General features: G+C 35.2%; 19 protein-coding genes. 17 read left to right on the forward strand and 2 right to left on the reverse strand.

The genetic code is table 11. The annotated features are described in order from the left end of the window. The first annotated feature begins 1 nt into the window (after position 1). The 7 genes from T529_RS0108795 (at position 2) to T529_RS0108825 (ending at position 4,908) form a co-directional block, all read left to right on the forward strand. Entirely contained in the window at positions 2-430 is a 429-nt protein-coding gene (locus tag T529_RS0108795) for an RDD family protein (protein ID WP_033163244.1), read from the forward strand. 403 nt (positions 431-833) lie between these two features. After that, entirely contained in the window at positions 834-1,298 is a 465-nt protein-coding gene (locus T529_RS0108800; RefSeq protein ID WP_033163245.1) for a DUF5684 domain-containing protein, read from the forward strand. Positions 1,299-1,425: 127 nt separating this feature from the next. Then, entirely contained in the window at positions 1,426-2,085 is a 660-nt protein-coding gene (locus T529_RS0108805) for a hypothetical protein (protein WP_033163246.1), read from the forward strand. A gap of 10 nt (positions 2,086-2,095) precedes the next feature. Then, positions 2,096-2,389: a hypothetical protein gene (locus tag T529_RS0108810; RefSeq protein WP_033163247.1), complete on the forward strand. Its 294-nt coding sequence runs from the start codon at positions 2,096-2,098 to the stop codon at positions 2,387-2,389. Positions 2,390-2,399: 10 nt separating this feature from the next. Beyond that, the gene (locus T529_RS0108815; RefSeq protein ID WP_033163248.1) at positions 2,400-3,170 is read left to right on the forward strand and encodes a ChbG/HpnK family deacetylase; all 771 of its coding nucleotides are present in this window, start codon (positions 2,400-2,402) and stop codon (positions 3,168-3,170) included. 82 nt (positions 3,171-3,252) lie between these two features. Next, the gene (locus tag T529_RS0108820) at positions 3,253-3,684 is read left to right on the forward strand and encodes an RDD family protein (protein WP_033163249.1); all 432 of its coding nucleotides are present in this window, start codon (positions 3,253-3,255) and stop codon (positions 3,682-3,684) included. A gap of 48 nt (positions 3,685-3,732) precedes the next feature. Beyond that, complete coding sequence (locus tag T529_RS0108825) at positions 3,733-4,908, forward strand: CapA family protein (RefSeq protein ID WP_033163250.1); 1,176 nt, start codon at positions 3,733-3,735, stop codon at positions 4,906-4,908. Positions 4,909-4,961: 53 nt separating this feature from the next. On the opposite strand, the gene T529_RS0108830 is transcribed toward T529_RS0108825, so the two are convergent. After that, positions 4,962-5,222: a DUF1294 domain-containing protein gene (locus T529_RS0108830; protein WP_033163251.1), complete on the reverse strand. Its 261-nt coding sequence runs from the start codon at positions 5,220-5,222 to the stop codon at positions 4,962-4,964. A gap of 99 nt (positions 5,223-5,321) precedes the next feature. Between T529_RS0108830 and T529_RS0108835 the strand changes: the two genes are divergently transcribed. From T529_RS0108835 to T529_RS0108850, 4 genes are all read left to right on the forward strand, one after another. Then, positions 5,322-6,092 (forward strand): SDR family NAD(P)-dependent oxidoreductase, encoded by a 771-nt coding sequence (locus tag T529_RS0108835; protein WP_033163252.1) that lies wholly within the window; start codon positions 5,322-5,324, stop codon positions 6,090-6,092. Next, positions 6,089-6,583 carry a DNA-deoxyinosine glycosylase gene (locus T529_RS0108840; RefSeq protein ID WP_330222553.1) on the forward strand — a complete coding sequence of 165 codons (495 nt, stop codon included), beginning with the start codon at positions 6,089-6,091 and terminating at the stop codon, positions 6,581-6,583. Before T529_RS0108835 ends, T529_RS0108840 begins: the two co-directional genes overlap by 4 nt. A 51-nt stretch (positions 6,584-6,634) precedes the next feature. Continuing rightward, on the forward strand, positions 6,635-7,099 hold the full coding sequence (locus T529_RS0108845) for a COG2426 family protein (protein ID WP_033163254.1): 465 nt from the start codon (positions 6,635-6,637) through the stop codon (positions 7,097-7,099). A gap of 412 nt (positions 7,100-7,511) precedes the next feature. Further along, the gene (locus T529_RS0108850; RefSeq protein ID WP_033163255.1) at positions 7,512-7,709 is read left to right on the forward strand and encodes a hypothetical protein; all 198 of its coding nucleotides are present in this window, start codon (positions 7,512-7,514) and stop codon (positions 7,707-7,709) included. A gap of 99 nt (positions 7,710-7,808) precedes the next feature. Here the strand turns inward: T529_RS0108850 and T529_RS0108855 are convergent, their stop codons facing one another. Continuing rightward, the gene (locus T529_RS0108855; protein WP_033163256.1) at positions 7,809-8,189 is read right to left on the reverse strand and encodes a metal-dependent transcriptional regulator; all 381 of its coding nucleotides are present in this window, start codon (positions 8,187-8,189) and stop codon (positions 7,809-7,811) included. Positions 8,190-8,347: 158 nt separating this feature from the next. Between T529_RS0108855 and T529_RS0108860 the strand changes: the two genes are divergently transcribed. From T529_RS0108860 to T529_RS0108885, 6 genes are all read left to right on the forward strand, one after another. Next, on the forward strand, positions 8,348-8,560 hold the full coding sequence (locus T529_RS0108860; RefSeq protein WP_033163257.1) for a FeoA family protein: 213 nt from the start codon (positions 8,348-8,350) through the stop codon (positions 8,558-8,560). A gap of 13 nt (positions 8,561-8,573) precedes the next feature. Continuing rightward, on the forward strand, positions 8,574-8,792 hold the full coding sequence (locus T529_RS0108865) for a FeoA family protein (protein WP_033163258.1): 219 nt from the start codon (positions 8,574-8,576) through the stop codon (positions 8,790-8,792). A gap of 12 nt (positions 8,793-8,804) precedes the next feature. After that, on the forward strand, positions 8,805-10,901 hold the full coding sequence (gene feoB, locus T529_RS0108870; protein WP_033163259.1) for a ferrous iron transport protein B: 2,097 nt from the start codon (positions 8,805-8,807) through the stop codon (positions 10,899-10,901). A 14-nt stretch (positions 10,902-10,915) separates the two neighbouring features. Further along, positions 10,916-11,269 (forward strand): heavy-metal-associated domain-containing protein, encoded by a 354-nt coding sequence (locus T529_RS12630; RefSeq protein ID WP_051646936.1) that lies wholly within the window; start codon positions 10,916-10,918, stop codon positions 11,267-11,269. A 116-nt stretch (positions 11,270-11,385) separates the two neighbouring features. After that, positions 11,386-11,580, forward strand: a complete 195-nt coding sequence (locus T529_RS0108880; RefSeq protein WP_051646937.1) for a FeoB-associated Cys-rich membrane protein — start codon at positions 11,386-11,388, stop codon at positions 11,578-11,580. 159 nt (positions 11,581-11,739) lie between these two features. Next, a partial coding sequence (locus tag T529_RS0108885) for a hypothetical protein (protein ID WP_033163261.1) occupies positions 11,740-11,945 on the forward strand: 206 nt, incomplete at its 3' end.

Below are 11,945 nucleotides of genomic sequence, written 5' to 3' on the forward strand. Positions count from 1 at the left end.
TATGAAATTTGCGTTTAAAAGATGGTTATCAGCTTTCATAGATTACTTAATTACTGGTGGAGTAGTAAGTTTGTTCTATTTTTGCGCCAATGTATTCTTTTTAGAAGGAACAAGCTGGAAGGGAGAACTAATGTTATTATCAGCAATAATAAGTATTCTCTTCTTTACTTGTTATATCCCAACTGTGCAAGGACAAACTATTGGCCAAAGATTGATGAAAGTGAAAGTTGTAAACAAAAATAATACAAAGAGAACATATTTACAAAATTTTCTAAGAGAATGTGTACTTAAATTTGCACTAGGACCAGTATTTCTCCTGTTTTCTATAGTATATTTCTTCATCAACAATGTCTTCTTGCTTAAAGACGTTAATGTCGAAATGCCATATGATACTCTTTTGAAAACAAAAGTATTAAATATGGCTTCATAGAATATCAATTAGCACTATTTAGTGACCTACCTTCGATATGAAAGTAGGCAATATGATAGTGCTTTTTTATTTACATCTCTTTTATCCTCTAATTTAGTAGTAACGTCTTATATGGTAAGAGAATTTATCATAATTTAAAAAACTTAGTTTTCAATTGTTGATACTAGTATACCACGAATATAAACTTCTGGTTGTTATAAGAATACATACTATAGTTTATGTTAAAAAGAAAACTATAGTTTATATTGGAATACATACTATAGTTTATATTAAAATATCAACTATAGTATGTATTGGTGTGTTAATGGGTTGAAAAAGAGGGCACAAATATTTATGCCCTTAGTCTGTTGGTGGATTGAATGTGTTGTTTGTTATATAATGGCGATGAGGGGAAATTGTATTTATGAATGATTCGGATTTAGCTGCTGTATATGGTGTGCTTTCAATTGTTTGGCTATTCGCAGTCGCAATAGGTGTTTTTCAAATAATTGGGGTATGGAAGATGTATAAGAAGGCTGGTATACCAGGTTGGCATTCTCTTATTCCGGTGCTGAATATCTATGACTGGCTGAGAATGGCTGGATTTAATGCCGTATGGTCATTAATTGGATCTGTAGGCACTATTTTAGGTATTATCTTTATTGCTGTAGAGAGTGCATCTAATAATGAAAATGCTATGGTATTTAGTGTTGTTTTAATGTTCATTCTTGGTATTATTGCTGCTGTATTACAGATAATGAGTTGCTTCAAGATAGCTAAGAGATTTGGCCAGGGTATTGGTATTGGCTTCTTATTCTTGCTATTTGCGCCTATTATGTGCATGGTAGCAGGATTCTCGAAAGACTGGACTTATCATCCAAAGTTATAACACTTTATGTAGGGACTATTGCATTATATACAGTTGTGTAGTATTATACAGGTACCTAAAGAAAATGAAAACAAATGAGTAAAAGCGATCAGAGTCATTCTGGTCGTTTTTATTTTAGGAGGAAAAAATGTTAAGTGATTATGCAAGAACAACACCTATTTTTACAATCAACCAACCTAAAAGAACAATCTTCCCAGAAAAACATAATATCAGGAATCTTTTAATTAAATCCTATAATATCCTTGAAGAATGTTTATCATATGAAGAACTCTACAATAATGAACCATTAGATTTAGAGAACATCCCATTCTATATTGGTGATCATATAAATTATTATGGTTATTGTAATTTTGATTATAATGTTCGTTATAAACTAAGATATCCCAAATATATCTTTATTAGTCGTTGTCTCTTAGAGAAAACAGTCAATGAAGATATCTCATTAAGTATCTTGCTGCATGAAATATTACATGCCACTATCTATGATCCAGATACATATACATATCACGAAGATGGATCAACTATTGGTAGACATCATGGAATATGGAGAGAAAGAGCAAATAAGATTATGGAAAAATATCCTCAAATTAGTATTCCTTTTAACTATGAGAATGAGGAACTATATGATTTAGGTGTAAATGAGGATTCTTATGCTGAGACACAATGGGCATATCATAAATTTGATGAGGTTGATACATATGAATATGTAGAAGAGAGATTTATAAGCCTAGATTTGCATATTAAAAACTTTCTTGAAAGTATTGGACAAACACAATTGATGAAATAAGAGGTAATATATGAAGACTAGACATGATTATTATGAAAGTATAAGAAAATATGCAATAGAACCAAAATTCATTATCCCCATCACCAATATCAGAAGCTTAATCATTAAAAGCATTGTGAAAGATATCGTTGTAGGAATAGAATATTATCAAGGTTATCGTATAGAAGAAAGAGATATACATTTCTATAAAGTTAAAAGTGAATGTATTGAGGTTGCTGATAATGAATATGAAATACACTATTATTTTGTGTATCGTAAAAAGAAATATTATTTTAAGGATTTATATGAGAAAAAGAATCAATGAGGTGTTCGTAATGAGACAATTAATAATCAGAGCAGATGACCTAGGGTACAGTGAAGCCGTTAATTATGGTATTTTGAAGACGGTCAAAGAGGGACTTGTTTCTTCTGTTGGTGTTATGCCCAATATGCCTTCTGCTAAACAAGGACTGCAGTTGTTAGAAGGTACAAAAGTTGGCATAGGACAACATACAAACATCTGTTTAGGTAAACCATGTGCTAATCCTAAACTCATTCCATCCATGCTTGATGAGAATGGTAACTTCCATTCCTCTAAAGCCTTTAGAAAGGCTTATAAAGAAGGGAAGGAGCTTATTAAGCTAGATGAAGCAGTTATTGAGATTGAGGCACAATATTTACGTTTTAAAGAACTTACAGGAAGAAAACCGGATTACTTTGAAGCACATGCTGTAGTAAGTGAGAATCTTGAAAAGGCATTAGCTATTGTTGCCAAAAAGTATGATTTACCATTCAACGACATTAACCCAATGATGGAGAATGGTACGTTTAGAGGAAAGCCAATCCATACTTTACCATTTGGAGCATTCGCCAAAGACTATGACCCATTATCATGCTTACAAGATGGTGTTTTACATCACTTTAGTGAAGATATGCCCAATGTTGCTATCTTCCATCCAGGCTATTTAGATGACTATATTCTTACTCACTCATCTTTGACTATTAATCGTACTAAAGAAGTTGTAATGCTTACAGATATGAAGACAAAAGAATGGCTAAACAAAGAGAATATTGAACTGATAAGCTATAAACAAGCCAATCTTTAAAGCTAGTTGTCAATGAAATAGAAAAGTAGAGGACAAATAAGTGAATTGATGTTATCATCAAGATAATATGGAGGATATATCTATGAAGTTTGCAGTCAGAAAATGGTTATCAGCACTTATTGATTTCATCATTGATATTGCTGTTATGGGATTGTTTTATACAGGTGCAAGAGGTTATGTAGCTGATGGTGATGTAGGCAAGGGGAATATTATGTTGATCTGTGCTCTTGTAGCAATTGTATTCTTAACTTGCTATGTACCATATAAACAGGGACAGACTGTGGGACAGGCTATCTTTAAAGTCAAAGTCATCAACAAAGATGATTCCAAAAGAACAATGATGCAGATTTTATTAAGAGAATGTATCATGAAGTTTCTCTTTGGCCCGCTCTTTCTTGTTCTTTCAGCAGGCTATTTCCTTATCAACAATGTTATCATGTTAAAGGATTACAATATTCCTTTACCACATGATGCTATTCTTAAAACTGAAGTCATTGATCTTTCAAAGAACTAACATTGAAAACGCTTTGAAAGTTTCTAGGAGATATGCTATTGTAGGAACATGAAAGAGAAACACACTATTATATTCATTCTACCTATCTTACTTATCTCATTACTTGTTATTGGTATGAAGATAACTCCTCATACAACCCCAACAAAGAAAACAAAACTTATCAATACAAAACAAGAAGAAACAAAGAAGGTAAGTTTTGTAGCTGTAGGGGATAATATCATTCATGATAAAGTCATGGCTACAGCTGATCAAGCAGCAGGTAATGTTGGTGATGGGCAGTATGATTTCAAACCAATATATCAAAATGTTAAGAGTGATATTCAGAATGCTGATATAAGCTTTGTGAACCAGGAGACTGTTATTGGTGGTGGTCATTTAGGTTATCCCTCATTTAACTCACCAGATGCTGTCTTTGATGCATTAAAGGATACAGGCTTTGATGTTGTGAATGGGGCAAGTAATCATACCATGGATACAGGTACTGCAAGCCTCCAACATATGATACAGCTCTTTAAGAATTCGGATATGAAGCTCTTAGGACTTTATGAGAATGCCCAGGATACGAATACAATTCCAATCATTGACCGTAATGGCATCAAGATCGCCTTCTTAAGTTATACTTATGGATTAAATAATCCAACAGATTCTTCACATGTCTCTCTTTTTGATCGAACAAAGATCACGAATCAAGTCAATCAAGCTAAAAGTCAGGCAGACTTTATTGTAGTGAGTGCCCATTGGGGTGATGAATATCAAGACAATATCAATAAAATGCAAGAAGAGTATGCCAAACTCATGACGGATTTAGGGGTTGACTTAGTTGTTGGAACACACCCACATACCATCCAGCCAGCTCATTGGTATACAAATACAGAAGGGCATAAAACACTTGTACTTTATTCATTAGGAAATTTTGTCTCAGGACAAAAAGAAGAGAAGTGTATGTATGAGGGTATGTTTGAATGTGATTTTGTGACGAAGGATGGCAAGAAATCTATTGAGAATACTAAGTGGATACCACTTATTAATTATTTTGAAGCACACATAAAAACAGCTAAAACTATTGATGATTTTAGTAATGTCCGTATTTATAAGGCGAGTCAGTTTACACAAGAACTCTCAAATAACTGTGGACTTACGGGTTATAAGAATATGGTGGTTTCTAAGGAACGTTGTCTTGCGCATACAAAAGAAATTATTAAAGAAATACCAGTTGTTGAATAAGAGGATCTCAATGAGATTCTCTTTTTTAAAACAAAATACACTAAGACATACTCTTAGTGCATACAACGATAGATAAGAACAAGTTGTATAATCGTTAGTAATGGCACAGGATAACGGAACTTGTTTTTTCTAATCTTGTGATGAAAAGAAAACATACCTGCAAATCCCCCAAAAGCTCCACCAATAATACAAAAGAAAAGTAGGGTGGCTTCAGGAATACGCCAGCGATGTGTTTTAGCCTTCAGTTTATCAACCCCAAATAAGATATAAGTGATGATGTTGATGATAATGTAATAGATTAATATTGGTTGCATTGTCTTTACTCCTGTTGTCATTATTCTAACGAAATCATGTTTGTTTGTCTAATAGGTATTGTTGTTGATATAATGAAAGGGAAAGAAGGTGGTGATTGTATGAAACATGCAGTATTAATTACAGGAGCATCAAGTGGGATTGGTCATGCAAGTGCAAGATTGTTTGCGAGAAAGGGCTATGATCTTATTCTTGTGGGTAGAAATCAAGATGCGTTGAAGGAATTGGAAGAAGAGTTGTCTTTCATTAATGTTGAAGTATTGAGTGTGGTCAAGGATTTAAGTAAGAAGCATGCTGTTGAGGAACTGTATGAGATGCTGAAGGAATATCCAATCGAAATCCTCATGAATAATGCAGGCTTTGGTGATTATGGAAAGTTTCTTGAAAGTGATTATCGTAAGAATAGAGATATGATCAGAGTCAACATTCTCGCCTTGACAGAAATGACTTATCGCTTTGGGAAGCTCATGGTCGAAAGAGGAAAGGGGAAAATCTTAAATGTGGCTTCAATCGCAGGCTTGTGCCCAGGTCCTTATATGAATGTCTATTATGCAACAAAGGCCTATGTGCTTTCTTTTAGTGAAGCGATGGCTGAGGAACTCAAAGGTACGGGTGTGACTTGTACATGTCTATGTCCTGGCCCAACACAGACAAACTTCTGGCAAAGAGCTAACGTAACAGCCTCACCTATTATGAAATTCTTCAAACCAGATACAGCTGATCATGTAGCCTATAAAGGTGTTGAAGGCTTAATGAAGAAGAGAGTTGTTGTCTTTAATAATGTATCTGGACAGTTATTGAATTTAGCTGTTAGAGTGATGCCAAGAGTTGTGATAAGAAAAAGTGTGGGCTTTATGAATGGGAGAAGATGATGAAAGAAGAGCGTGTTGTTCATCCCTTAGCACCTATTGTTGATGAAGAATGTGAGATACTGATATTGGGCAGTCTGCCTTCAGTGAAGTCACGGGAAGAACACTTCTATTATGCCAATAAACAGAATAGATTCTGGAAAGTCATCAGTGCTATCTATCATGAAGACCTACCCACAAATAAAAGAAAAGAAGAAGTTCTTCTCAAACACCATATTGCTTTATGGGACAGTATTCATAGCTGCATTATAAGAGGCAGCAGTGATGCATCTATTAAAGATGTTATTCCCAACGACATACCACAACTCATCAATCATACCCATATCCATACCATCATCTGTAATGGTAAGACAAGTGAAAAGTACTACAAGAAATACCTCGAAGACAAAACACATATTATCCCTATCACCTTACCATCCACATCATCAGCTAATGCTTCCTACTCTCTAGAAAAACTTATTGAACTCTATACGAATGCATTAAAACAGGCTTGAAATCACCATAATTTCCTATATGATAGTAATATGATGTAAGGAGAAAAAATAATGATTGCTAAATACTTATGGATCTTTTTTATTTCAATGGTTCCAATCGTTGAACTACGTGGAGCTATTCCTGTATCACAGGGATTAGGTCTACCAATGGTTACATCTTATATGATATGTATATTAGGAAATATGCTTCCTGTTCCTTTTATTTATTTATTCGCAAGAAGATTACTTGAATGGGGAAAGGATAAGCCTGTTGTTGGAAAGTTCTTTACGTTCTGTCTTGAAAAAGGTGAGAAGGGTGGAAAGAAGCTGACTGAGAAGGCTGGTAGAGGGACTTTTGTCGCACTGATGTTATTTGTAGGTATTCCACTACCTGGTACAGGTGCCTGGACTGGTACACTTGCGGCAAGTATTCTTGATATGGACTTCAAGGAAACAGTTGCGGCTGTCATGCTTGGTGTATTGCTTGCAGGTATTATTATGATGGTGGCAAGTGCAATTGGATTTAGTTTGGTTTAAGGTCACATTTGTGGCCTTTTTCTTTTGTAGTACAAGCAAAGCTTCTATCTAGTCTTTAGACGGTTGAGTGTGCGAAATAATAAACAACCTGATATGCTGGTGGTTGGCAAGAAAGTTACAAAAAGCATCACCGTTCCTTCTATAATGGTAAGTATTCAAGTTACCGCGAAAAAGAAAGGAAAGGTGATGTCTCATGGCTCATAAAGCTAATTCACTATCGCTTGCAAAACGGTATTGCACATACTATATCGTATCCACACCAAAGTATAGACAAAAAGATCTAAATGAAATTTTAAATTCCAGTTCAGGCGTATATTCGTAAGGTAACAACACCTAATACACTAGCATTTGGTTTCTTATTTCTCTTAGTCACATTTCTATTAATGATTGCTTCTATCTTCTGGAGATGACTATGGTTTCACTTTCATTCTTTATATTTGTCCATGCGTTTATTAATTCTTTAAGTTCTGTATTATCACCTAAATTAATCAGTTGGTTAGATGTTCCATCATTTGTCTTTTCTGATGCACTTTCTCTTATTGTAGCTGTAGCACTTATTGTTTCTATGTTTGGTGCACAGGTTGAAAGTAGGGTATTCATTTCTAATTAAATAATATTCTTCTTTGTCTTTATTATTTGTAAATTAAATAAAAATATTGAAAAATCACCATTTCAAGTAAGATATCAACAATGCAATATAAAAAACGAATCAGACTTCCTGATCCGTTTCAATAATATCATGAAAATATGTTTTTAAAGCTGTTACAGATTCTTGAGAAATATAGTGTTCAAGACGACAAGCATCTTTACGGGCAATATCTTCAGCTACCCCAATATGAAGAAAAATTGTTGTAAGCAATTGATGTCTTTCATAGATCATCTTTCCAACACTTAAACCACTAGGGGATAAAGAGATATGTCCTTTTTCATCTATTTCAATCAAGCCTTTCTCCTTTAGTCTTTTCATTTGTTGGGAGATAGTTGGCTTGGAATAATGCATTTCATGAGCTAAATCAATACTGCGCACATAACCATTACGTTCTTTGAGTATTAATATTGTTTCTAAATACATTTCTGTTGATTCACTCATAGTATTCACCTCATTTCTATCTTATCAATGTGGTTTGAGATAGGTCAAATAAAGTGCACTATAAAATTAGTTGATACTAACTTTTATGTTGACATAGTCAGTAAGTTATACTAAACTAACTGTAGTTAGTAAAGACTAATTAGAAAGAAGGCATACATATGTTTCCACTTACAATGGCTAAAGTAGGCGAAAAAGGACAAATAAAGCGTATCAGTGGCAAAGATGAAGTCAAGGTGCATCTTGCGGAACTAGGCTTTGTTGTGAACAACGAAGTAACGGTTGTCAATCGTATGGGTGATAATCTCATTGTTCAAGTTCATGACAGCCGCATAGCGATTGATAGTACATTAGCGAAACGTATCTTTATTTAGGGGGATGAAGAAGATGACTTTAAAAGAAGTGCCAATTGGTAGTAGCGTGACAATTAAGAAGTTAAATGGTAATGGTGCTACAAAGAGACGTATTATGGATATGGGGTTAGTTAAAGGTGTAGAAGTTTTTGTGAGAAAAGTTGCTCCTTTAGGTGATCCGATTGAATTAACAGTTAGAGGCTATGAGCTTTCTATTCGTAAAGCGGATGCAGAGCTTATTGATGTAGAGTAGGGGGAGAAGAAGATGATCATTGGTTTAGCAGGTAACCCAAATAGCGGGAAAACAACACTCTTTAATGATTTAACAGGTTCGTCACAATATACTGGTAACTGGCCAGGTGTAACGGTGGAAAAGAAAGATGGTAAGCTAAAAGGCCATCCCGATGTCACAATTCAGGACTTACCAGGTATTTATTCACTTTCACCTTATACACTAGAAGAAGTTGTCTCTAGACAGTATCTTGTCAATGAACAACCAGATGCCATTATCAATATCGTTGATGGTACAAATATCGAACGTAATCTCTATCTCACAACTCAGTTACTAGAACTCGGTTTACCAACCTTAATTGCGATCAACATGGTTGATGTCTTAGAGAAGACAGGTGTCACTATCGATACAAAGAAACTAGAAAAAGAACTTGGTTGTAAAGTTATGACAATCTCTGCTTTGAAGGGCAAGGGCACTAAAGAAGCAGCTCAGGAAGCTATTCGATTAGCGAAAGCACATGAAGTTGGCAAACGTCCAGAAATCTTCTCCGGTCACTTACTTAAGGCTATTCAGGAAATTGAAGGTAAGCTTGATGGTGATATGAAACGCTGGTTTGCGATTAAGCTCTTTGAACGTGACAACAAAGTTATTCAAGACAATAATCTCAACCCTGATCTCAAGAATATCGTTGAACCAATCATTACTAAGATTGAAGATGAAGAAGAGGATGATGCTGAATCTATTATTACATCAGCACGTTATGAATATATTACAAAGCTTACAAGTCAATGTGTTGTTGCTTCCAAGAAGCAGGCAAAGAGTTTATCGGATAAGATTGACAGTATTGTCACAAATAGATATTTAGCTCTTCCAATCTTTGCAGTTATTATCTTCATTATGTACTACATCTCAGTAACAACGGTAGGTACATGGATGACGGACTGGACAAATGATGTTCTCTTTGGAGATATTGTTCCAAATGCATTAACAGCGTTATGTAGTACATTAGGTGTAGCTGACTGGATGCAGCATTTATTAATTGATGGTGTTGTTGGTGGAGTAGGTACTGTACTTGGCTTCGTTCCACAGATTCTCTTGATCTTTGTCTTCTTATCCATCTTAGAAGATACTGGTTATATGGCACGTATTGCCTTTATTATGGATAGACTGTTTAGAAAGTTTGGTCTATCAGGTAAGTCATTTATTCCTATTCTTATTGGTTCTGGTTGTGGTGTACCAGGTATTATGGCCGCCCGTACAATAGAAGATGAAGCAGACCGAAGAATGACAATTATGCTTTGTACATTTATTCCTTGTGCTGCTAAGACAGAAATTATCGCTATGATTTCTTCAGTCTTCTTCCATGGTTCAGCCTGGGTAGCTACAAGCATGTATTTCTTATCTTTAGCGGTTATTGTATTATCCGGTATTGCTTTAAAGAAGACACGTTTCTTTGCCGGTGAAAGTGCACCATTCGTTATGGAATTACCTGCTTATCATTTACCACAGCCTAAGACTGTACTGATGCGTGTTCTTGAAAGAGGTAAACATTTCATTATTAAAGCGGGAACAATTATTTTTGCTGTATCAGTGATCACTTGGTTCTTAATGAGTTATACACCAACATTACAATATATTGATTCAGGAAGTGCTGAAGTTTCTAAATCTATCTTACGTTATATTGGTGAATTCCTTGCTCCTATCTTTGCTCCACTTGGCTTTGGCAACTGGGAAGGTGGCGTATCCGTACTGATTGCTCTTTCTGCCAAAGAACTTGCAGCTTCAACAGTTGTTGTATTGGCTGGTAAGGCTGGTGTTGCTTCACTCTTTACAACAATGGGAGCATTCTCTTATATGATCTTGAACCTTTTTAATCCACCATGTATTGCTGCTATGGGTACAATCTGGCGTGAAATGGGTTCTCGTTTCTGGGCTATCTTCGCGATTAGCTATCAGCTTGTCTTAGGTTATGTCTTATCATTCATCACATATCAATTAGGCAGTTTCTTCTTCTATGGTGCAAGTCTTGGTATTGGACAAATCGTTGCATTTGGTTTAGTATTGTTTATCATCTACATGGTTGTTCGTCCTGGTTACAAAGAACCAGTTGGTGAATTAGTACAGGCATAGAAAGAAGGCATCATATGGCAACAGTTATTATTGGCGTCATCATAGCTATATTCTTTATTTATGGCATTAGGCACATGTTGACTTCTTCTAAAGAAGGTTGTTGTTCGACAGGTGATCATCTTCAAAAGATAAAACCAGAAGATACAAATAAGAAACATTATCCTTATTCCACATCATTCACTGTACAAGATATGCATTGTGCAAACTGTGCAACAAAGATCAGCAATGCCTTAAATAGCCAGAAAGATACAATGGCATCAATCAACCTCACTAAAAGAGAAGTCACAGTTCTTACTAAACAAGAACCCAACATCAATACAATTACATCAGCTATTCATCATGCAGGATATAGCTGTCAAATAAAATAAAAAGGACCTCAATAGAGGTCCCTATACAAGAGTACCTCATGATTTACACACACACATACATATTTCAAAACCTTTCCATGGGATACTCTTGTATAGGTAAAGAAAGAAGGGATACTATGTGGACATATATTATTCTAGGTCTCATTATTGCCTATAGCTTGTGGGTAATCATCAGACAAATCATTGGTAAGAAGAATGGTGCTAGTTCTTGTGGCTCGAGCTGTTCTGGTTGTGCCTCAGCAGCTATGTGTAATAAAGATCTTTATAAGGAGTTCAAGAAAGACCATCCCGTTAAACATACAATTGAATAAAAGTGAAAAGTGATAACGCAGGCCGTTATCATTTTTTTATACAGTTCCCGACAGAAAACCCACGAGCCCTTGGGCCGTGGGATGAATGGCGGTTAGGGATATGATATAATATGCATACAGGAAATCCTGTTTCCGAGTCTTTAGAAAGGAGAAAGCTGTATGCATCTTACCGTAAAACAACAAGTAAAGCATCTTTCAAAGGAAGATTACAAAACTATAAAAGAACTATGCCATATAGCAAAGAATCTTGCCAATGAAGCCATTTACAATGTAAGACAGTATTACTTTTCTGAGGGCGAGTTTCTAAAATACGAAAATAATTACACGCTTTTAAAGAACAGCCCTAATTACAAAGCGTTAAACTC

Source organism: Sharpea azabuensis DSM 18934 (genome assembly GCF_000702165.1).
Classification (GTDB): domain Bacteria; phylum Bacillota_I; class Bacilli_A; order Erysipelotrichales; family Coprobacillaceae; genus Sharpea; species Sharpea azabuensis.

Bases quoted from the DNA above. Each gene is read 5' to 3' on its own strand.
- T529_RS0108835 (WP_033163252.1), top strand. From the start codon at position 5,322: ATGAAACATGCAGTATTAATTACAGGAGCATCAAGTGGGATTGGTCAT.
- T529_RS0108805 (WP_033163246.1), top strand. From the start codon at position 1,426: ATGTTAAGTGATTATGCAAGAACAACACCTATTTTTACAATCAACCAA.
- T529_RS12630 (WP_051646936.1), top strand. From the start codon at position 10,916: ATGGCAACAGTTATTATTGGCGTCATCATAGCTATATTCTTTATTTAT.
- T529_RS0108850 (WP_033163255.1), top strand. From the start codon at position 7,512: ATGGTTTCACTTTCATTCTTTATATTTGTCCATGCGTTTATTAATTCT.
- T529_RS0108840 (WP_330222553.1), top strand. From the start codon at position 6,089: ATGATGAAAGAAGAGCGTGTTGTTCATCCCTTAGCACCTATTGTTGAT.
- feoB (WP_033163259.1), top strand. From the start codon at position 8,805: ATGATCATTGGTTTAGCAGGTAACCCAAATAGCGGGAAAACAACACTC.
- T529_RS0108860 (WP_033163257.1), top strand. From the start codon at position 8,348: ATGTTTCCACTTACAATGGCTAAAGTAGGCGAAAAAGGACAAATAAAG.
- T529_RS0108855 (WP_033163256.1), bottom strand. From the start codon at position 8,189: ATGAGTGAATCAACAGAAATGTATTTAGAAACAATATTAATACTCAAA.
- T529_RS0108800 (WP_033163245.1), top strand. From the start codon at position 834: ATGAATGATTCGGATTTAGCTGCTGTATATGGTGTGCTTTCAATTGTT.
- T529_RS0108880 (WP_051646937.1), top strand. From the start codon at position 11,386: ATGTGGACATATATTATTCTAGGTCTCATTATTGCCTATAGCTTGTGG.
- T529_RS0108845 (WP_033163254.1), top strand. From the start codon at position 6,635: ATGATTGCTAAATACTTATGGATCTTTTTTATTTCAATGGTTCCAATC.
- T529_RS0108865 (WP_033163258.1), top strand. From the start codon at position 8,574: ATGACTTTAAAAGAAGTGCCAATTGGTAGTAGCGTGACAATTAAGAAG.
- T529_RS0108810 (WP_033163247.1), top strand. From the start codon at position 2,096: ATGAAGACTAGACATGATTATTATGAAAGTATAAGAAAATATGCAATA.
- T529_RS0108815 (WP_033163248.1), top strand. From the start codon at position 2,400: ATGAGACAATTAATAATCAGAGCAGATGACCTAGGGTACAGTGAAGCC.
- T529_RS0108820 (WP_033163249.1), top strand. From the start codon at position 3,253: ATGAAGTTTGCAGTCAGAAAATGGTTATCAGCACTTATTGATTTCATC.
- T529_RS0108825 (WP_033163250.1), top strand. From the start codon at position 3,733: ATGAAAGAGAAACACACTATTATATTCATTCTACCTATCTTACTTATC.
- T529_RS0108795 (WP_033163244.1), top strand. From the start codon at position 2: ATGAAATTTGCGTTTAAAAGATGGTTATCAGCTTTCATAGATTACTTA.
- T529_RS0108830 (WP_033163251.1), bottom strand. From the start codon at position 5,222: ATGCAACCAATATTAATCTATTACATTATCATCAACATCATCACTTAT.